The following is a 19,882-nucleotide window of genomic DNA, read 5'->3' as shown; positions in this document are numbered from 1 at the left end:
CCACCGTAAACCGTTCCTCGCTAGTGGGCGTACACCTCGAACTCGTAGAGTGAGTAGCCGTACTTCGTGCCGCGCTGAACTCCGGCCATCCGGACATGGCGGCCATCCACGGCTTCGAAGGCGACGTTGTCCTGCCCGCCGTCTCCGTCCACTATGGACGCCGCGTCCCGCCAGTTCGTCCCGTCGGACGAGACCTGCACCCGGTACGCCTTGCCATACGCCGATTCCCACCGCAGGACCACGCGGGAGACGCGCTGCACCGAGCCGAGGTCGACGGTGATCGACTGGTTGTCGCTCCAGTCGCTCGCCCAGCGTGTCGACAGATCGACGTCGACAGCGTTGGACGGCGGCGAGTTGTACCAGCCCGTTTCGTGACTGGTCGCGCTCACCGAGCGGCCGGTGGCGAGGTTCGCGATGTTGTCGCCGCGTTTCGCCGGGAACTCGACGACCTGCTGGAAGGTCGGCCGGTTCTGGGTGCTCATCTTGTCCTGCGTGATCCCGCCGAGCGCCCGGTGGATGATCGTGTCGGCACACCACTGGTCCCCCGCACCGCAGTCGCCGTCACCGGGGTAGACGGTGTTGGCGGGCTGCGCGGCCGCCTGGGTCAGCGAGTCGAGCAGGATCCGACGGCAGGCGTCGACGTCACCGTCACCGCAGTACTTCGCGCCCAGCGGTCCGGCCACGTTCTGCCCGAGTACCGAGCGGATGTCCTTGTGCACGTAACCCCACCAGCCCGCCTGGTACGACGAACCGGCGTGCGACTGGCCCACGTGCTTGCCGGGGACCTCGTTCTGCCACCCGGAAGGCGACTCGTTGATCTTCAGCACGCCCACCATGGCGGCGTAGGCGGCGTCGCCCATGCCGGGTTTGAACTGGGCGTTGACCAGCAGCGGCCACCACGCGTCCATGATGCGGATCGCGTCGGCGTTCGCGTAGGCCTTGCTTCCGGGCGAGGTCTCCGAGCGCAGGCCGCCCGCGGCGAGCCACGTCTTCAGCTTCGCCACCGCGTCCGCGGCCGGGCCGGTCACGGGGGCCTTGTCGATCACCTTGAACAGTTCCGGCAGCACCTTCTCCGCCCGCAGGTCGGCCAGCGCCGCCTCTTCCATCGCCTGTGTGAGGTTCACCCGCGTCACCTTGGTGCCGCCGGAGACCAGTTTCTTGACCCGCGCGTCGATCAGATCACCGCGGTGCACGGAACTCTTGTCCGCGCCGCTGGCCGCGTAACCGCCTGCTTGGGCGTTGTTCCAGCTGATGTAGTAGTCCTGGTTGATCGACTGCGGATGCTGCGACGACGGCGTGTAGTTCGCCAGGTTCCCGTCAGGATTCCAGCCCTGCCAGTCGAATCCGGCGTTGGCCTTGACCGGCATCGCCGGGTCGACGTTCGGATCGCGGACCGGGTTCGAGCCGGAGTTGAAGTACGCGACGTCGCGGGAGTCGGCGTAGAACCAGTTGTAGGTCTGGTTGACGTCGGCCGCCGCGGCCTGGAAGTCTCGCGCGGACTTGATCGCGTCCGGGTCGTTGAACTTCTGGAAGCCGATGATCGTGTCGATCTCGTGCTGGAAGGTCGACCGCAGCGACGCGTACGCGACCGGCTTGCCGCCGACCAGCGCCCGGCTCGTCACCGGACCGTATTTCGTGCGGAAGCTGCGCAGCGTGTACGAACCTGCGGCGGTCCCGTCGGCGATGGTGGGCTTCCAGGCGTTCTTGCGCTCGACGATCTCGAACGGCAGGCACTGCCCGCGGAACTTGTAGAAGGCGGAGTTCTTCGTCGGCGCGGAACCGTTCTGCTCGCACAGTTCGACGGCGTAGGTGTCGATGATGTCCTGCGACGCCGAAGTCGCGCTCCACGAGTAGTCCTTGCCGCGGCCGAGCAGCACGTACATGCTGATGCCCGCGAAGGAGGCGCCGCGGGCGCTGATACCGGGGCCCTGGAGTTCCTGCAGCATCAGCAATTGCGGCGCGAAGTAACCGGCCTGCGGGCCGAAGACGGCGACCGGGTGCCCGCTCGCGGTCTTCGCGCCGGAAACGACCAGCGCGTTGGACATGCCGTGCTTTTCGGAGAGCATGTTGCCGGGCAGGACACCGTCGTCGAAGATGCCGCGGACGGCCTTCTGGTCCTCGGGCGCGGGGACGTCCACCTTGGCCGGCGTCGCCGTCCCGGCGGAACCTGCCGGGTCGAAGACGAGCTGCTGCCCGGAGACAGAACCCTTGTCCGGGATGGCCGCGCCCTGCGGGTTCGACGGCGCCTTGCCGTAGTCGAAGGTCTGTCCATCGTGGAGGGTCTTGACGGTCTCCGGGTCGTCCTCGGAGCGGAGGCTCTTCCAGACCTTGTCGCCCTGTTCGAGGCCGTACTTCTCCTGCATCGCCATCTTCGCGATGGCGTTCTGCACCTCACCGCCGCCACCGGCGCCGAACTGCGCGCCGACCACGGCGGCGAGGACGACGAGGTCGGTCAGCTTGAACGGCTCGATGGTCCCGGCGTTGGTGATCGCGTCGACATGCCCGGTGAGGACGTACTCGCCGGGGAAGTAGCGGCCGCTGTGCGCGTCGGAGATGTACTTGTTGACGCCCTGGACGTACGCCTCGGCGTCGGCCTTGCCCTGCGCGCCGCGCGGACCACTGGCCGCGGCGTTGTCGATCTGCTTCTGCAGTTCCTGCTCCGTGTAGGGCGCGGAGGCGAAGAAACTCTGCTCGAGGTCACGGTTTCCCTGCGCGCCCCCGGCGTACGAGGTCAGCTGGCCGCGGCCGACGCGGCGCATGATGTCCATCAGCCACAGGCGGTCCTGCCCGGCGGCGTATCCGGCGCCGTACATCGTGCCCGGCCGCGTCGTACCGACGATCCGAGGAACACCGGTCGCCTTGTCGCGCGTGATCGTCACGTCCGAACGCGGTTTGATCGTGCTCTCGACCTGGCCGGACGGGACGCCGAACGAGGCGTCGTTGAAGAACTGGTTGATCTTGTCCGTGGTCAGCGTCCGGTAGCCGTCGGCAAGCGAGGCGTACCTGCCGAGCTGATCGGCGGAATGCGCGGGACGGGTGCCGAGCGCCTTGTGCCCCAGGATCTCCGCGAGCGTGGCGTTCCCCTTGGTGCCCGGCGGCAGGATGTCGGAACACTGGCCGCCGCAGTAGTCGTCGAGCGCGGCCGCCACCACCGAGTTGCGCGGGGCTCCCGCGGCGCTCGCCGGCAGTGCCGGAACGGTTCCCGCCACCAGGGTCAACCCCGCCAGCGTCGTCAAGACCCGTATGCCTCGTCGCATGAAAGACCTCCGTCGTCGGAGAGTGACGAGGCGCACACTACCCACGGGTATCCAAATTTGTGAAGACTATTCGCGTTCTTCTCACCGTTCGGCGGAACATTCGACCTGCGAACCCCGGACCTGCGTAGGTAAGTTGTGGGCATGTCTTTGGAAAAGCCCCAGATCGATCGCCCCGAGGGGCCCGCACCCTCCGACCTGGAGAAGACCGACATCAAGGTCGGCGATGGCCAGGAGGCCAAGGTCGGCGACACCGTTTCGGTGCACTACGTCGGTGTCTCGCACTCGACCGGCGACCAGTTCGACGCGTCGTGGGACCGCGATGAGCCGCTGCGCTTCGGCCTCGGCAAGGGCCAGGTCATCCCCGGCTGGGACCAGGGCGTCGCGGGGATGAAGGTCGGCGGCCGCCGTCAGCTGGTCATCCCGCCGCACCTGGCCTACGGCGAACGCGGCGCCGGCGGCGTCATCAAGCCGAACGAGACCCTGATCTTCGTCGTGGACCTGATCGGCGTCTCCTGACCCACTTCGCCCTCCTGCCCCGGCGGAGCCACTCCACCGGGGCGGGAGGTGACCTACACGGCACCGCGAGCTTCTGAACTCGACGTTCCCCGGTGGGTAACATCGCCCTTCGTGCCCACTGTCCCCCTCTCTCCACAGTGGAGGACGGTCGCCACCGAGCGGACGGTCCTCGCTGTCGTGCACAACGTCACCGCCGCCACCCGGCTGTTCGACATCCTGGAACTCTTCGCGGGCGACCCGCGCGTCCAGATCGTCTTCACCTGCCCGGGCTCCAGCGCCTTCACCGACGGCACCGCCGAGTACCTCGCCGCCCGCGGCGTGACGACCCTGCCGTGGGACCACGCGATCCGGACCGGTTTCGACTCGGCGATTTCGGCGAGCTACGGGGGCGACCTGCACGAAATAGCGGCGCCGCTCATCGTTGTCCCACACGGAATGGGCTACAATAAATTCTTGGAAACCGGAAACCGGAAACCGTATTCGGACTTTCCGCTCCCTGGTTGATGCACGACGGCAAGGTCGTGGCCACCCATATCGTTCTGTCTCATGAGGAACAGCTGGAACGGCTGCGCGTCGCCTGCCCCGAGGCCGCCGAACGCGCGGTCGTCTCCGGAGATCCCTGCCTCGACAGACTCCAAGCGAGCACACCACTCCGGGAGACGTACCGGCAGGCGTTCGGACTCGACAAGGCCCAGCGCTTCGTGGTCGTTTCCTCGACATGGGGCACCTCGTCGCTGCTCGGCGCGAACACTTCACTGGTGCTGGAACTCGCCCAAGAGCTTCCCCACGATTCGTACCGGATCGCCGTCGCCCTGCATCCCAACATCGTTCAAGGCCATTCTCCGTGGCAGGTGAAAATGTGGCTCGACGAATGCACGCGGGCGGGTGTCCTCGTCCTCGAAAACGAGGATCTCTGGCGTCCGGCTCTCGTCGCCGCGGATTTGACCATCGGCGACCACGGTTCGGTCACCTTCTATTCCGCCTGTCTCGGCACCCCGGTCGTCTTGGGCTCAGCCCCGGAAGAGACCGTCCACCCGGATTCCCCGATCGCCCTGCTCCTGCGGACGGCACCACGGCTGGAACCGGTTTCACCGACACGGCTCGACGACATCATCGACGCGCATCGCCCGGGAAGCTACGCGGAGATCACCGAATTGGCGACCTCCGTGCCAGGCAAAGCCGCCGATCTGCTTCGCGACCTCTGGTATTCCGCGATCGAACTGGCCCCGCCGACCTTCGCCCCTTCGCTGAAGGCCCTTCCGGTCCCGGACATCGCTCCCGCGACTCCGAGGGCGTGGACGGCCGAGGTGTCGTTCGCCACCGACGGGACGGCCGCCCTGTCGCGTTTCCCGGTCGACGGACGGTCGAAACGAACGCTGGCCAGGGCGGACACCCATCTGGTCGTCGGCACGGACGAGCCGGACATCGCGCTGCTGCGGCTGGCCGAAGTCGTGATGCGGCCCGACATCGCCCACGACCCGGACACCTGGACCGCCGCGACACTGCGAGCGCTACCCGGCTGCCGGGTCGCGGCCATCCGCGCGGGTGAAGACGAATGGCGGGTCGAAACCCATGATGGTCTCCGCTTCGGTATCGGCACCGCCGATCCCGCGTTCGTTTCCGTTCTCTATGCCTTGCTCGGTGGTGAGGCCGTGCCGCAAGAGATCCGGTTGCGGCGCGGCTCGATGACCTACTCGGCGAAGGTCACTGTGCGAGCTTCGCACTGACCCTGTCGCGATCCGGGGTGAAGCCGTAGAAGTAGTAGATCTCCTTTGCGGACTCCCAGAAAGCACGCGCGTCGGCAGGCCGGTCCGTCGCGAACGCCGAGTCGCCCAGCGCTTCGTTGGTCTCGGCCCGCTCACGGTTGAAGGAGCGATCGGTCGCCAAAGCGAGCGTGCCGGTCAGGACGGCGGTCGCGTCCGCGTGTGCCCCGGCCTCCAGTAGTTTCTTGCCACGCCACAAGGCGATCTTGACCTGGTTGAGCTGCTCGGAGCCGAGGACGGCCTCGGCTGCGTCGAGCAGTTCGAACGCCTCCGACGGCGGACGGACCTTCGCCAGATGAAAGCGGGCGAGCGCGATCCGGCGTTTCTCTCCCAGCCGCGTCGCCGAATCGAGCGCCCGCCGGAACAGCGCCTCCGCCTCCGCGTGCTCGGCGAGGTCGAGTTTCGCCAAGCCCAGTGATTCGATGGCCGTCGCGAGCGCGGTGGAAGAACCGGCGTTGCTCGCGAAGTCGATCGACTCCTGGAACCGGATGGCCGCGAAGCCCGCCTGATAAGCCTGCCGATAGGCGAAGCCCAGTTGGAACGTCATCACGGCGGCAGCGAGGTCGTTGCCCCACGCGCGGGCGGCTTCGATCCCGCGATCGTTCACCCGGACCATCTCGCCGGAATGCTCACCCTTGAGATGCACAGGCCACAGCACCAGGCAGAACTGGCAAACCCATTGGTGCATTCCCAGCCGATAAGCCAGCTCGACCACGGCTTCGAGGTTCTCGCGCTCGACGTCGAGCCACTCCCTGGCCGCGGTTTCGTCGGCCACCGGCTGAACCGTGAGCTGTGGCCAGATCTCCGCCATCCAGCCGCGGTGGGGCAACGCGGCCTCGGCGCCGAGCCCCGCTCCGCGATAGGCCGAGACGATCCGCGAGGGCAAGCCGCTGTCGGCCTTCGTCGCGGCGTGGTCCCGGACGATGCTGCCCGCGATCAGGTACCGGTCTTCCTCGACCTCTTGGGCAAGGTGTCGTTTCGTCAGCTCCCCGAGCGCGTCGGAGACGTCGAACTCGTCCTTGCCGAGAATGTCCGCGACGGTGCGCGCGGCGACCGCGCCGTCTCCGGGATGAACCCCGAGCACCTGATAGCAGGCCTGGCAAAGAGGGGAAAGCAGGTCATACGCGGCATCGAAGACCGGGGCGAACTCGAGCGCGTCGAGTACGCCGCCCTTGTGCTCGATCCGGCGAAGGGTCCGTGTGGCTGGCTCGTCTTCGAGCATGGCGCCGAGCACGGTGAGCGCGCCCGCCAGTCCGCCGCAGAGGCCGATCAGCTCATCGATCGGACCGGCTTCGGTCTCGAGCCGGTCCGATCCGATCATCCGGCCGAGCAGCAGCCGCGCGGCTTCGTCGGTCAGCGGGTCGATCCGCACAGTCTTGCCCGGGTACTCGGTGCGGAGCTTGCGGGACTCGCCACTGGCGACGACGAGGACCACGGCGGGACCCACACCGGGGATCAGCGGCGCGATCTCGGCCGGTAGCAAGGCGTTGTCGATGATGACCGCGATCTTCTTGCCGTAACTCCAGCTGCGCCACATCGCCGACCGCGCCTCCAGGCCGGACGGGATTTCGTCCGGCCGGTACCCGACCACGCGCAACAGATCTTCGAGAGCGTCCGGGGTCCGCTCGGCCGACAGCGCGAGCGCGATGTAGAAGGTTCCGTCGGGGAAGGTCTCCTGGTCGTTCACCCACTTGCGGCAAAGGGTGCTGCGGCCGCTACCCGGCGGTCCCGTCACGTAGCCGATGACCGGTCCCTCGTCGCGGTTCTCCTCGCGAAAGACCTCGTCGAGCCGTCGGCGCTGGTCCTCGTAATTGGTGTAGTACGTGGTCACCGCCATGACCTGGCGTTGAACACCCCTCGAACTGTGGGCTTGCCCACCGAAGTGCGCCTCGTTCACGCTCACCCCTCCCCACGGTGAGCCGCCGACCTTACCGGAAGTGACCACCCCGCCACGCGAATTCATCCCACGCGAGCGGGAGTCAGCGAAGTGTCCACCTCGACTACCCAGATCGCCATGCTCCCGGCAAAGTCACCTCACGGACCTAACCTCGCCAACTGCCCAAAAAAGGACAGGTGGGGATACGCGTGACTGGACGGACAACACACGTGTGGCCGCCAACCGCCAACCGCCGCCCTCACGCACCGTGGGGGTCCGGGGGGCTCGGCCCCCCGGGAATCGACGAGCGACGACCATACGAAAGAGGCCCCCGTCGCGGAGCGAAGGGGGCCTCGAACAAGGGTGGGCGAGGAGGGAGTTGAACCCTCACGTCCTTTCGGACACACGGACCTGAACCGTGCGCGTCTGCCATTCCGCCACTCGCCCGAGTGCTTCGTTCTCTGACAGCTCGCAAAGCGTAGCAGGCTGATTTCACGGGTTTCACCGGGGGCCGTGTCCGACTGGCCGTACCCGGATAGGATCGACGGGGAAGCACACGTGTGAGGAGGTTGCCCGGTGGGCCGCGTTGAGCGCTTTGATAGGCGGCTCGAGAACCTTGTGGGCAATACCTTCGCGCGCATGTTCGGTGGCAACGTCGTCACGCAGGAAGTGGCGGTGGCGCTTGAGCGCGAGAGTGAGGAGAACGTTCGTGAGCTGGCCGGTGGTCGACAGCTCGCCCCCAACCACTACATCGTGTCGTTGGGGCAGGCTGATCACGAGCGCATGGCCGGAGACGAGCGTCGGGTCACGTCGGTGTTGGCGGAGGCGGTCAAGGAACACCTCGCCGAGCACGGTTGGGACACCTATGGTGACGTCGTAGTTTCGCTCGAGCGCAACGAGGCGCTGCATACTGGACAGTTCAAGACCCGTTCGTCCGTCGATCCCGACGTCAATCCCCATGGCGCCGAAGGTTCGTCACGGTCGGCACGACCCAGCAACGCAGGAGACCCAGCAATGAGCCAGCCCCCCGGCTACGGCCAATACGACCAGGGTGACCCGTACGGCCAGCAGCAGGGCCAGTACGGCTACGGACAGCAGGCTGGCCAGCAGCAGCCCGGGTACGACCAGGGTTATGGCGGCCAGCAGCAGGGCGGCTACGACCAGGGCTACGGCGGTGCCCAGCAGCCCGGATACGACCAGTACGGCGGCCAGCAGCAGCCCGGATACGACCAGGGCTACGGCGGCGGCGCCGCTCAGCAGCCTGGCTATGACCAGTACGGCCAGCAGCAGCAGCCTGGGTACGACCAGGGCTACGGCGGCGGCGCCGCTCAGCAGCCCGGATACGACCAGTACGGCGGCCAGCAGCAGCCGGGATACGACCAGGGCTACGGCGGCGGCGCCGCTCAGCAGCCTGGGTACGACCAGTACGGCCAGCAGCAGCAGGGTGGCTACGACCAGTACGGCGGTGGCCAGCAGCAGTACGGCCAGCCCGCCGCGGACCCGTACGCGCAGGGTGGCGGCTACGGCGGCCAGCCCGCGGCAGGCCGTCAGCTCGCCGCGAGCCTTCAGCTGGACGACGGCTCGAACCGCTCCTACTCGCTGAAGCAGGGCGGGAACGTCGTCGGCCGTGGCCAGGACGCCGATTTCCGGCTCCCGGACACCGGTGTCTCACGTCGTCACCTGGAAATCACCTGGGACGGCCAGAGCGCGACGCTCGCGGACATCGGTTCGACGAACGGCACGACCGTCAACGGCACGCCGGTGCAGACCTGGCAGCTCGCCGACGGCGACGTGATCCGCGTGGGCCACTCGTCTCTCGTCTTCCGTACGCAGGGCTGACCGGCGGCGTCCGGAGGGGGTGCCGCAGAATTGCGGTGCGGGACCTTGAGTGGATCGGCACTTCAGGTCGTATGCGGAGAGCAAGGCTGTTCGGAGCCGACCATCCCGGACGGTCCGGTCTCTCCGCGGTGTACAGGAGATACGGGAGCGGACACAACAAGTGCCAGAGCTGGTCGTTCAACTCACCAGGGTGGGCTTTCTCGTGCTGCTCTGGCTCTTCGTCTTCGCCGCGTTGCGCGTCGTCCGCTCGGATCTGTACGCGGCCTCCGGGCTGCGCGTCGCCGTCCCGACGTTCGGTCGCAAGAAGAAGGAAAGCAAGAAGCCGCGCGGCGGGAAGTCGCCGCAGCAGCTGCTCGTGACCCATGGCGCGCTGGCAGGCACCAGGATCGCCTTGGACGGCAGGCCGATCCTGATCGGCCGGGCCGACGACTCGACCTTGGTGCTGGACGACGACTACGCGTCGACCCGGCACGCCCGGATCGCACTGCGCGGGGAGGATTGGTACGTGGAAGATCTGGGCTCGACGAACGGGACGTACCTTGACCGGGCTAAGGTCACGGCACCCCTCCGGGTCCCGCTCGGAGTCCCCATCCGGATCGGCAAAACGGTGATCGAGCTTCGCCCATGACTCTCGTCCTCCGCTACGCGGCTCGCAGCGACCGGGGCCTGGTGCGTTCCAGCAACCAGGACTCCGTGTACGCCGGTCCCCGCCTGCTCGCCCTCGCCGACGGTATGGGCGGCCACGCCGCCGGTGAAGTGGCCAGCAAGGTCGTCATCGCCTCCCTCGCCCCGCTCGACGACGACGAGCCGGGTGACGATCTCCTCGCCCAGCTGCGCGAAGCCGTCCAGAACGGCAACGCGGCGATCGCCGAACTCGTCCAGCAGGACCCGGACCTCGACGGGATGGGCACGACCCTGACCGCCGTGCTGTTCGCCGGTTCGCGGATGGGTGTCGTGCACGTCGGCGACTCGCGGGCGTATCTGATGCGCGGCGGGCAATTCTCGCAGATCACGCGGGACGACAGCTTCGTCAACGAACTTCTCGAACAGGGCCGGATCACGCCGGAAGAGGCGGCGGTGCACCCGCAGCGGTCGCTGCTGCTGAAGGCGCTCACCGGCCACGAGGTCGAGCCGAGCCTGACGGTGCGCGAGGCCCGCGCCCACGATCGCTACCTGATCTGCTCGGACGGTCTGTCCGGCATGGTCAGCGACGAGACGCTCGCCGAGGCCATCCAGATCCCGGATCCGCAGGCCTGCGCGGACCGGATGATCGAGCTGGCGCTCAAGGGCGGCGGCACGGACAACGTCACGGTGATCATCGCCGACGTCGTCGACGTCGACTTCGGTGAGGACGCGCCCATCGTGGGCGGCGCCGCCGGGGACGGCAGTGACGAGTTCCACCAGGGCGACTCCCCCGCCGCCCGCGCCAGGGCGCTGACCCAGCCCGCGCCGCAGCCGCGGCCCGAGGTCCAGCCACCACAGGAGGACCCGAAGGTCAAGCGCCGGAGGCGATTTCGCTGGCTGGCGGGAGCAGTGGTCGTCCTGATCGTGCTGGCCGCGGCGGCGATCGCCACGCGGTATTTCGTGCTGAGCCAGTACTACGTCGGCGAGGGTGCCGGTGAGGAGGTCGTGATCTACCGCGGCGTCCCGGGCAGCATCCTCGGCATCGACCTGCACGCCTACGAGCAGGGCTCCTGCCCGCCGGGCGGGCTCTGCACCGACAAGCTGCTGGTGCCCGCGCTCCAGGAGGACGCGCGTATCGCGGTGAAGAACGGCGTCAAGAAGGACAATCTCGACGACGCCCGCAAGTACATCGACGACTTCCTGCGGCCGCACAAGCAGCTGGCCGACTGCAAACCGAACACCAGCTCGACTTCCACGCCGCCTCCCTCGCCGCCTCCGGTGTCGTCGTCGGCGGCCAACCCTTCTACCCCCGCCTCGCCGAGCTCGGCGAACCAGCCAGCGGGGAGGGACTGCTCGACGCCGGCCACGGCAGCACCAGGGGGCGGTAACTGATGAGCACGCCGCTCGCCGATCCGGCTTCGGCCCAGTTCGCCACGAACCCTCCGCGCGAGCTGCCCACCCGGCGCGGGACCGAGCTCGTTCTCCTGGCGTTCGCGACGTTCATCGTCACGATCGCGCTCGTGCTGGTGGAGGCGAACCAGGAGCAGGAGCTCACCAGCTCGATCATCTGGCTGGGGCTGTCCTACCTCGGGGTGCTGACGGCGGCGCATCTGGCTGTCCGGCGCTGGGCGCCGTACGCGGACCCGGTGATCCTGCCGTGTGTCGCGCTGCTGAACGGGCTCGGCCTGGTGATGATCCACCGGATCGACCTGGCGCTGGCGGAACGCGCCATCCAGCAGGGCAAGGAATACACGCCGGACGTCACCAAGCAGGTGCTGTTCACCGCGATCTCGCTGGTGCTGTTCGTGGTGGTGCTGATCGTGATCAGCGACCACCGCACGCTGACCCGCTACGGCTACACCTGTGGCCTGGTCGGGATCGTGGCGCTCGCGCTGCCCGCGGTGCTGCCGTCGAGCCTGTCCGAGGTCAACGGCGCGAAGGTCTGGATCAAGCTGCCGTTCTTCTCGATCCAGCCCGGCGAGTTCGCGAAGATCCTGCTGATGATCTTCTTCGCCTCGTTCCTGGTGACGAAACGCGACCTGTTCATGGTCGCGGGCAAGAAGATCGTCGGCGTCGAGCTGCCGCGTGCCCGTGACCTCGGCCCGATCCTGATCGCCGCGGCCGCCTGCCTGGGTGTGCTGGTCTTCGAGAAGGACCTCGGGACGTCGCTGCTGTTCTTCGGCGTCACGCTGGTGATGCTGTACGTCGCGACGGAACGGGTCATCTGGGTGGTGCTCGGGGTCGGCTTCTTCGCCGCCGGCGCGATCATCGCCTACAACCTGTTCACGCACGTCCAGCAGCGGGTCCGGAACTGGATCGACCCGCTCGCCACCTACGACGACCCCGGCGGCGGCTATCAGGTCGCGCAGGGTCTGTTCGGGCTGGGGACCGGCGGCGTCGGCGGTACCGGTCTCGGCGCCGGACGACCGGACATGGTCCCGGAAGCCAAGACGGACTTCATCACCACCGCGATCGGCGAGGAACTCGGCTTCGTCGGCCTCGCCGCGATGCTGATGCTGTACCTGATCCTGGCGATGCGCGGTATGCGCAGCGCGCTGGCCGTCCGCGACACCTTCGGCAAACTCCTCGGCGGTGGCCTGGCGTTCACCATCGTCATGCAGATCTTCGTCGTCGTCGGCGGCGTCACGAACCTGATCCCGAACACCGGGATCACCGCCCCGTTCCTCTCCCGCGGTGGTTCTTCACTGCTCGCGAACTACATCCTGGTGGCTCTCCTGCTCCGAATCTCCGACGCCGCCCGCAGACCCGCCACGCGGCCGAAGCCGCAACAGCCACAGGCGCCGATCGCGGAAGCGCACACGGTGCTGGTCCAGCGGCCGCCCGCGAACGGTGAGGGGAGCGCTTCGTGAACACCCCGCTCCGCAAGGTCGGCATCGCCATGCTCGTGATGGTGGTGCTCCTGCTGGCCAACGCCACCTACATCCAGGTGGTCAAGGCCGACGACTACCGCACGGACTCGCGAAACCTCCGCGTGCTCTACGAGGAGTACTCCCGCCAGCGCGGGCTGATCGTCACGCCCGACGGCGCCGCGCTCGCGAAGGTCGATCCGTCGAACGACAAGTACAAGTTCATCCGGACCTACGCCGACGGCCCGATGTACGCGCCGGTCACCGGTTACTACTCGATCAACTACGGCTCCGGCGGTCTGGAGCGGTCCGAGGACGACGTCCTCAACGGCTCCGACCCGCGGTTGTTCGTCCGGCGTCTTTCGGACATGGTCACCGGCCGCGACCCGCGTGGCGGCAACGTGCGGCTGACGATCAACCCGGCCGTGCAGAAGGCCGCGTACGACCTGATGACGCAGAAGGGCTACACCGGCTCGGTGGTCGCGATCGAGCCCAAGACCGGGCGCATCCTTGCCATGGTCTCGACGCCGTCGTACGACCCGAACAAGCTCGCCTCACACGTCGGCAAGGAACAGATCGCGGCGTGGGGCCAGTGGCGCGACGACCCGAAGAAGCCGATGCTGAACCGCGCGATCTCGGAGACCTACCCGCCGGGTTCGACGGCCAAGCTGGTGGTGACCGCGGCCGCGCTCGAGAACGGCAAGACCGCCGACACCCCGGTCAACACCGCGCCCAACGTCAAGCTCCCCGGCACGCAGACGACGCTGGAGAACTACGGCGGCGCGACCTGCAAGGGCAGCACCTTGAAGGAAGCGCTGCGGTACTCCTGCAACGTGCCCTTCGCCGAACTCGCCGGTGAACTCGGCAAGGACAAGCTGAACGCGACGGCGACGAACTTCGGGGTCGGCGAGGACCTGACCGTGCCGATGCGGGTCGCCGGTTCCACCCTCGGCCCGCTCGACTCGAAGGCCGCCCTGTTCCAGAGCGCCATCGGGCAGCGCGACGTGCGCCTGACCCCGATCCAGGACGCCCTGCTTTCGGCGACCATCGCGAACAACGGGATGGCGATGAAGCCGCAGCTCGTCCAGTCGCTGCTGGCGCCGAACCTGTCGACCATCGAGGACTACACCCCGACCGAGCTGACCGGCGAAGCCGCGATGTCCAGCGCGAACGCCGCGATCCTGCGCGACATGATGCTGGCGTCGGAGGAGAACACGAAGGGCGCCGGCAAACGCGGCGACATCCAGATCGCCTCCAAGACCGGCACCGCCGAACACGGCAACGACCCGAAGGCCACCCCGCCGCACGCCTGGTACACCGGGTTCGCGCCGGCGATGGACCCGAAGATCGCCGTCTCGGTGATCGTCGAGTCCGGCGGTAACCGCGGGCTCGAAGCGACCGGTGGCACCGTGGCCGCGGAGATCGGCCGAGCCGCCGTCAACGCGATGCTCGGGGGTGGATAGCGCATGCTGTCCTCGGGTCAGCTGCTGGCCGACCGGTACAAGCTGACGAACCGGATCGCCGTCGGCGGGATGGGCGAGGTCTGGCAGGCCAGTGACACGCGGCTGGAGCGGACGGTCGCGGTCAAGATCCTCAAGGCGGAACTGTCCGGCGACGCGGAGTTCCTGCACCGCTTCCGGACCGAGGCGCGGATGACGGCGTCGCTGAACCACCCCGGCATCGCCGCGGTGCACGACTACGGCGAGACGGTCGCGGACGAGCTGTCGATCGCGTACCTGGTGATGGAGCTGGTCGAAGGCGACCCGCTGGCCGCGATCATCACCCGCGAAGGACGGCTGAACGCCGAGCGCACCCTGGACATCCTCGAGCAGGCCGGGAACGCGTTGCAGGCCGCGCACGAAACCGGTCTGGTGCACCGTGACGTCAAACCGGGCAACATCATGGTCACCCCGGCCGGGCAGGTGAAGATCACCGACTTCGGCGTCGCGAAGGCCGCCGACGCCGCCCCGGTGACCAGGTCCGGCATGGTGATGGGCACGGCCCACTACATCGCCCCCGAGCAGGCGCTCGGGCACAACGCCGAACCGGCGAGCGACGTCTACTCGCTGGCCGTGTGCGGTTACGAATGTCTCACCGGGCACCGGCCGTTCCTTTCGGAGAACGCCGTGACCGTCGCGATGATGCACATCCGCGATCTCCCGCCGCCGCTGCCGCCGGACGTGCCGCCGGGCACCCGCGCGGTCATCGAGGCGACCCTGATCAAGGATCCGAGACAGCGGTACAACAGCGGCGGCGAGTTCGCGGCCGCGGTGGCCGCGGTCCGCGCGGGCCTTCCCCTGCCGACGCCGTCGGGGCTGGTCAACGTGGCCTACGCGACGGGCCAGCCGCCCGTGATGCCGCAGCAAGGGCCGCCCGGCCCGCATTCGCCGCCGAACCCGATGGTGGCGGTCGGACCGGCGTCGCATCCGGCGATGCACCCGGTCACCGGACCGCCCCCGATGGCGGTCCGACGGCTGCCCGGCAAACGGTCACAATGGGGCTGGTGGGTGCTGCTCGCGGTGATCCTGATCGCAGTACTGGTGGCAGGAGCCTTTCTCATCGTGAGACTGGTCGGTTCGGGCAACGGACAGCAGTCGGGCGGCGTGGAAACGAGTGAACAGACACCGGCTCCGGGTAAGAAGTCCGTAGGTCCTTCACCGACGTCCGCGTATCCCGCGGTGCCGACGGAGGGCAGCGCCGAGGAGTCGGCCGGGCAGGCGAATCCAGGAATGATGAGCAGCAAACCTTGGACGGAATGGAACGGCACGCAGAGATGAGCACACCAAGACTGCTCAGCAACCGCTACGAGCTGGGCGACACGCTCGGCTACGGAGGCATGTCCGAGGTCCACCACGGCCACGACGTGCGCCTGGGCCGGGAGGTGGCGATCAAGATCCTGCGTGCCGACCTGGCGCGGGATCCCCAGTTCCAAGAACGTTTCCGTCGCGAGGCGCAGAACGCGGCGGCACTGAACCACCCGGCGATCGTCGCCGTCTACGACACCGGCGAGACGAACACCGAGTTCGGACCGCTGCCTTACATCGTCATGGAGTACGTCGAAGGACGGACTCTGCGGGACATCGTGAAGACCGAAGGCCCGATGTCGCAGAAGCGGGCCATGGAGGTCATGGCCGACGTCTGCGCGGCATTGGACTTCTCGCACCGGCACGGCATCGTGCACCGCGACGTCAAACCGGCGAACGTGATGATCACGAAGAACGGCGCCGTCAAGGTGATGGACTTCGGTATCGCGCGCGCCATGCACGACGGGCAGTCCGCGATGACGCAGACCGCCGCGGTGATCGGCACGGCGCAGTACCTGTCGCCGGAGCAGGCCCGCGGCGAGTCCGTCGACGCGCGTTCGGACGTCTACGCCGCCGGTTGTGTGCTGTACGAACTCATCACCGGCGAGCCGCCCTTCACCGGTGACTCCCCGGTGGCGGTGGCGTACCAGCACGTCCGGGAAGACCCGAACCCGCCGTCGTCGGTCAACCCCGCCGTTGCGCCCGAACTCGACGCCGTCGTGCTCAAGGCGCTCGCGAAGGGCCCGGCAAACCGCTACCAGTCATCGGCGGAGATGCGTTCGGACCTGGTCCGCACCCTGTCCGGCCAGCGGCCGTCCGCGCCGATGGTGATGTCGGAGGACGAGCGCACCCAGGTCATGGACTCCGACCGCCGGGTGCCGCAGCGCTACGACCAGTACGAGGACGAACCCGAGGACCCGGCCGCGAAGAAGAAGCGTCGCGCCTGGCTGATCGCCGGGCTCGTCGTCTCGCTGGCGGCCGTGGTGCTGCTGATCATGTGGCTGTCCAACGCGTTCACCAGCACCGGCGCGGAGAGCAAGGCGATCCCGAACGTGCTCAACCAGTCCGAAGCGACCGCGAAGACCACGCTGCGCGACGCGGGATTCGGCTCGTTCGAGGGCACCAAAAAGGTCCCCTGCACCGGAGAGGCCGTCAACGGCCTGCCCGCTTGCGACGAGAACGACATCGACAAGGTCATCGCGATCGCTCCGAACGTAGGTCAGATGACGCTGACCACCGAGAAGATCACGCTGACCGTCGGCGCGAAGCCGGGCAAGATCAAGACTCCGGATCTCAAGGGCAAGACGCAGGCCGAGGCCCTGACGGCGCTGACCGAGGCCGGGCTGAAACTCGGTGCGACCACCGAGCAGGAGACCGACGAACCGAACAACGCGGGCAAGGTCCTTTCGCAGACCCCGGGCGCGCAGGTCGACGTCGACCAGGGCTCGAAGGTCGACATCACCATCGGGAAGTCCAAGGAACTGAAGACGGTCCCGAACTACAAGGGCAAGACGAAGTCCGAGGCCGACGCCGGACTGAGGCAGGCCGGGTTCACGCCGAGTTTCAAGACCACCAGCTCCAGCGAGCCCAAGGACACCGTCGTCGACCAGACCCCGAACGGCGGAAAGCTCGCGGTCGGCGGTGTGGTCACGGTGACCGTGTCGGACGGTAGCCAGGAGACCTTCGACATGCCGAACTTGAAGGGCATGACCGAGGAACAGGCGTTCCGGCAGCTGCAGCAATTGGGCTGGAGCGGTACGCCGAACACCCAGGCCGACAAGAACGGTGACCGGGACCTGGCGGGCAAGATCAGCAAGACCAACCCGCAGGCCGGGACGAAGGTCGCGAAGAACGCGCCGATCACGCTGTTCATCGTCGAAAGCGACGAGTCGCCGACGACGTCGAGTTCGCGGCCGGGCGGCGGGATCATCCCGCCCCCGTGATCGACAGCTGAAGGAAAGGGCCCCGCACGGTTTCGTGCGGGGCCCTTTTCTGCGGCGAGAATGGTCCGGCACATCACCGAACGCGAGCCGCGCGAGGACACGGCCGACCTCATGCGTGCCATCCGGAGAGCCCGAGCAGTGACAGAAGCGGTTCTGCGCGGCCCGGCCTCGCGACAGGCTTCTCGTCTGATCCGCCCCGCGGCCGTCGAGGGGATCTCCTCATCGCGGCCGCCCGTTAAGCACGACCAGGCGCGCCATCAAGCGTTGCGGCGGAGCAGCCATCCGACGGCCGTCGCGCTCACGAGCAAGGCGGCGACGGCCGTCACCGAGGCCACCGTGAACGGGCCCGCCAGCGGTTGTTGCGAAGTCAGGGCACGCAGCAGCGGATTGGCCAGCGGCAGCCATTTCACCAGCAGCACGGCGGCGAGGGCGAAGATCGCCGCCAGTACGGACCAGCCGATCCGCGGGACCAGCAGCCGTGAACAGGGCAGGCCGATCGCGATCCCGAACAGCGCGCACAACGCGTGCGCCGCGGCGCCGAGGGCGAGGGTGCCGATCGGGAAACCGCCGGACCGGATCCCCGACCACGCGAGTGTCACGACGATCAGCGCGACGGCGCAACCGAAGACGGCCAATGTCGCGCCGCCGAGGACCGATCGCCAACGTCGCGCGTGGCTGAAGGTCACCAGCCGCTGGACCGGGTCTTCGACGTCGAGCATCGCGATCGTCAGCCAGCACGAGACCACCAGGAGCGATCCCGCGCTGATCCCGTACTGCGGCAGCAGCGGCGACTTCGGATCCGAGTAGAGCACGGTGTTGACCGCGAGGTAGGCGAGGATCGCGGGGAGATACCGCTGCGAATGGCCGAGCAGTACGAAGTAGTAGCGGGTCATGGCGAGCACGGCGCCACCTCCCGCACCGAGAGTCCCCGGTTGAGTGCGCGCAGCAGGACCGCGTCGGTGTGCCCGGCTTCGACGGTCAGGACGACTCTTTCGCCATCGGCCACGACCTGGCTGACACCGGGTTCCGACGACCAGTCGCCTCCGGGTCCGTGAAGCACGATCCTTGTCGCGGCTTCGGCCTTCGCGGCCGCTTCGACGCGGATCAGGCGCCCGGCGTCCATTCGGTAGACGTCGTCGGCGTGGGCGTGCACGGCGGCCGCGCGGTGGTCGGTGAAGACCACGCTCGCGCCGCGCGCACTGGTCTCGGCGACGAGTTCGCCGAGCACCGTGTGGGCTTCGACGTCGAGTCCGGACCAAGGTTCGTCGAGGATCAGCAGATCCGGTCCGGCCAGGACGGCCTGGGCGAGGCCGACCTTCTGGGCGTTGCCCTTCGACAGCGTCCGCAAGGGCGCGTCCGGCCCGCCGACCAGCGCCAGCCTGTCCAACAACGGGTCGATGGCCGACAAGTCGACAAGTCCGTCGATGCGGGCCATATGCCGTAGGTAGGCTCGGGCGCTCATCCGCTGCCCGGCCGGGAAGCGGTCCGGCAGGTAGCCGGCCCGCGGGCTGCCCACGACGGTTCCCGAGGTCTCGCGAGAAAGCGCCGCCAGGATCCTGAGCAGCGTCGACTTCCCGGAGCCGTTCGAGCCGAGGATGCCGACCACGCGGCCCGCCGGGATGTCGAGGTCGACGTCGGCGAGTACGGGTTCGCCGCGACCGTAGCGCTTACCGACTCCTTCGAGCCGGATCAGCGAGGTCACGCAGCAGCGGCCTTCTGCAGCGCCCGGGTCGCCTGTTCGAGTTCGTTGACCGTGGCGTCGGCGACCGGGTGCCCGGCCGAAGCCATCCAGTTCGCCAGCATCCGGTGCCCGCCCTGTGTGAGCACGGACTCGGGGTGGAACTGGACACCTTCGAGCGGCAGCTCGCGGTGCCGCATGCCCATCACGACGCCGGACTCGGTGCGGCCTGTGATCTCGAACACGGTGTCGTCGATGGTTTCCGGCAAAACGGTCAGCGAGTGGTAACGCGTGGCAGTGAATTCGCCGGGTAGTCCAGCGAGCACTCCGGTGCCCGAATGGTGGACTTGACTGGTTTTGCCGTGCAGCAGTTCGGGCGCGCGGTCGACGGTGGCACCGAAGACGACGCCCAGGGCCTGGTGGCCGAGGCAGACACCGAGCATCGGGATCCGCTTTTCGGCGCATTCACGGACGACATCCATGCTCTGACCAGCACGTTCCGGGGTTCCGGGGCCGGGAGAGACGAGGACCGCGTCGAACTCGCCGAGCTTGTCGATCTCCACGACGTCGTTGCGCCAGACGGTGCAGTCGGCGCCGAGCTGGGCCAGGTACTGGACCAGGTTGTAGACAAAACTGTCATAGTTGTCGACGACGAGCACGCGCATGCCGCCCAGCTTAGCGGCTCCCACCAGATGGACCGTACGCCAGATCACAA

The 19,882-nt window shown here is 67.9% G+C and carries 15 protein-coding genes and 1 tRNA gene; 10 read left to right on the top strand and 6 right to left on the bottom strand.

All coding sequences use genetic code 11. From position 1 onward, the window contains the following. Positions 1–20 precede the first annotated feature (20 nt). Positions 21–3,257 (bottom strand): penicillin acylase family protein, encoded by a 3,237-nt coding sequence (locus BS329_RS26150; RefSeq protein WP_244197297.1) that lies wholly within the window; start codon positions 3,255–3,257, stop codon positions 21–23. A gap of 141 nt (positions 3,258–3,398) precedes the next feature. Between BS329_RS26150 and BS329_RS26145 the strand changes: the two genes are divergently transcribed. From BS329_RS26145 to BS329_RS26135, 3 genes are all read left to right on the top strand, one after another. Continuing rightward, positions 3,399–3,773: an FKBP-type peptidyl-prolyl cis-trans isomerase gene (locus BS329_RS26145; RefSeq protein WP_076163905.1), complete on the top strand. Its 375-nt coding sequence runs from the start codon at positions 3,399–3,401 to the stop codon at positions 3,771–3,773. A 111-nt stretch (positions 3,774–3,884) separates the two neighbouring features. Then, positions 3,885–4,277, top strand: a complete 393-nt coding sequence (locus tag BS329_RS26140) for a hypothetical protein (protein ID WP_143253203.1) — start codon at positions 3,885–3,887, stop codon at positions 4,275–4,277. Then, positions 4,277–5,500: a hypothetical protein gene (locus BS329_RS26135; protein WP_076163903.1), complete on the top strand. Its 1,224-nt coding sequence runs from the start codon at positions 4,277–4,279 to the stop codon at positions 5,498–5,500. The genes BS329_RS26140 and BS329_RS26135 overlap by 1 nt, the downstream gene beginning before the upstream one ends. Here the strand turns inward: BS329_RS26135 and BS329_RS26130 are convergent. Together BS329_RS26130 and BS329_RS26125 are read right to left on the bottom strand one after the other, a co-directional pair. Next, entirely contained in the window at positions 5,478–7,373 is a 1,896-nt protein-coding gene (locus tag BS329_RS26130; protein WP_076163902.1) for an ATP-binding protein, read from the bottom strand. The two genes, BS329_RS26135 and BS329_RS26130, sit on opposite strands and share 23 nt — an antisense overlap. A 403-nt stretch (positions 7,374–7,776) precedes the next feature. Next, positions 7,777–7,859, bottom strand: a tRNA-Leu gene (locus BS329_RS26125). A gap of 129 nt (positions 7,860–7,988) precedes the next feature. On the opposite strand from BS329_RS26125, the gene BS329_RS26120 reads away from it, so the two are divergent. The 7 genes from BS329_RS26120 (at position 7,989) to pknB (ending at position 17,489) form a co-directional block, all read left to right on the top strand. Further along, a complete protein-coding gene (locus tag BS329_RS26120; RefSeq protein WP_076163901.1) occupies positions 7,989–9,251 on the top strand; it encodes a DUF3662 and FHA domain-containing protein in 1,263 nt (420 codons plus the stop codon). A 160-nt stretch (positions 9,252–9,411) separates the two neighbouring features. Next, positions 9,412–9,879, top strand: a complete 468-nt coding sequence (locus BS329_RS26115) for an FHA domain-containing protein FhaB/FipA (RefSeq protein ID WP_076163900.1) — start codon at positions 9,412–9,414, stop codon at positions 9,877–9,879. Next, entirely contained in the window at positions 9,876–11,267 is a 1,392-nt protein-coding gene (locus BS329_RS26110; protein ID WP_076163899.1) for a PP2C family protein-serine/threonine phosphatase, read from the top strand. Before BS329_RS26115 ends, BS329_RS26110 begins: the two co-directional genes overlap by 4 nt. Further along, positions 11,267–12,745: an FtsW/RodA/SpoVE family cell cycle protein gene (locus tag BS329_RS26105; protein WP_076163898.1), complete on the top strand. Its 1,479-nt coding sequence runs from the start codon at positions 11,267–11,269 to the stop codon at positions 12,743–12,745. Before BS329_RS26110 ends, BS329_RS26105 begins: the two co-directional genes overlap by 1 nt. Beyond that, on the top strand, positions 12,742–14,205 hold the full coding sequence (locus BS329_RS26100; RefSeq protein ID WP_076163897.1) for a peptidoglycan D,D-transpeptidase FtsI family protein: 1,464 nt from the start codon (positions 12,742–12,744) through the stop codon (positions 14,203–14,205). Before BS329_RS26105 ends, BS329_RS26100 begins: the two co-directional genes overlap by 4 nt. A gap of 3 nt (positions 14,206–14,208) precedes the next feature. Beyond that, positions 14,209–15,519 (top strand): protein kinase domain-containing protein, encoded by a 1,311-nt coding sequence (locus BS329_RS26095; RefSeq protein ID WP_076163896.1) that lies wholly within the window; start codon positions 14,209–14,211, stop codon positions 15,517–15,519. Further along, positions 15,516–17,489 carry a Stk1 family PASTA domain-containing Ser/Thr kinase gene (pknB, locus tag BS329_RS26090; protein ID WP_076163895.1) on the top strand — a complete coding sequence of 658 codons (1,974 nt, stop codon included), beginning with the start codon at positions 15,516–15,518 and terminating at the stop codon, positions 17,487–17,489. Before BS329_RS26095 ends, pknB begins: the two co-directional genes overlap by 4 nt. A gap of 257 nt (positions 17,490–17,746) precedes the next feature. Here the strand turns inward: pknB and BS329_RS26085 are convergent, their stop codons facing one another. The 3 genes from BS329_RS26085 to BS329_RS26075 are packed head-to-tail and all read right to left on the bottom strand — an operon-like array spanning position 17,747 to position 19,832. Further along, entirely contained in the window at positions 17,747–18,391 is a 645-nt protein-coding gene (locus BS329_RS26085) for a hypothetical protein (protein WP_076163894.1), read from the bottom strand. Next, the gene (locus tag BS329_RS26080; protein ID WP_084750181.1) at positions 18,379–19,191 is read right to left on the bottom strand and encodes an ABC transporter ATP-binding protein; all 813 of its coding nucleotides are present in this window, start codon (positions 19,189–19,191) and stop codon (positions 18,379–18,381) included. The genes BS329_RS26085 and BS329_RS26080 overlap by 13 nt, the downstream gene beginning before the upstream one ends. Continuing rightward, positions 19,188–19,832 carry an aminodeoxychorismate/anthranilate synthase component II gene (locus tag BS329_RS26075; protein ID WP_076163893.1) on the bottom strand — a complete coding sequence of 215 codons (645 nt, stop codon included), beginning with the start codon at positions 19,830–19,832 and terminating at the stop codon, positions 19,188–19,190. Before BS329_RS26075 ends, BS329_RS26080 begins: the two co-directional genes overlap by 4 nt. Positions 19,833–19,882 lie beyond the last annotated feature (50 nt).

The sequence above is a fragment of the Amycolatopsis coloradensis genome (assembly GCF_001953865.1).
GTDB classification, from domain to species: domain Bacteria; phylum Actinomycetota; class Actinomycetes; order Mycobacteriales; family Pseudonocardiaceae; genus Amycolatopsis; species Amycolatopsis coloradensis.
The sequence above is the reverse complement of the archived record's forward strand: the minus strand, read 5'-3'. Positions and strand labels throughout refer to the sequence as shown.

What these genes read in the sequence shown, in the direction of transcription:
- BS329_RS26150 (WP_244197297.1), bottom strand. Translation starts at nt 3,257, where the DNA reads ATGCGACGAGGCATACGGGTCTTGACGACGCTGGCGGGGTTGACCCTG.
- BS329_RS26145 (WP_076163905.1), top strand. Translation starts at nt 3,399, where the DNA reads ATGTCTTTGGAAAAGCCCCAGATCGATCGCCCCGAGGGGCCCGCACCC.
- BS329_RS26135 (WP_076163903.1), top strand. Translation starts at nt 4,277, where the DNA reads ATGCACGACGGCAAGGTCGTGGCCACCCATATCGTTCTGTCTCATGAG.
- BS329_RS26130 (WP_076163902.1), bottom strand. Translation starts at nt 7,373, where the DNA reads ATGGCGGTGACCACGTACTACACCAATTACGAGGACCAGCGCCGACGG.
- BS329_RS26110 (WP_076163899.1), top strand. Translation starts at nt 9,876, where the DNA reads ATGACTCTCGTCCTCCGCTACGCGGCTCGCAGCGACCGGGGCCTGGTG.
- BS329_RS26105 (WP_076163898.1), top strand. Translation starts at nt 11,267, where the DNA reads ATGAGCACGCCGCTCGCCGATCCGGCTTCGGCCCAGTTCGCCACGAAC.
- BS329_RS26095 (WP_076163896.1), top strand. Translation starts at nt 14,209, where the DNA reads ATGCTGTCCTCGGGTCAGCTGCTGGCCGACCGGTACAAGCTGACGAAC.
- pknB (WP_076163895.1), top strand. Translation starts at nt 15,516, where the DNA reads ATGAGCACACCAAGACTGCTCAGCAACCGCTACGAGCTGGGCGACACG.
- BS329_RS26075 (WP_076163893.1), bottom strand. Translation starts at nt 19,832, where the DNA reads ATGCGCGTGCTCGTCGTCGACAACTATGACAGTTTTGTCTACAACCTG.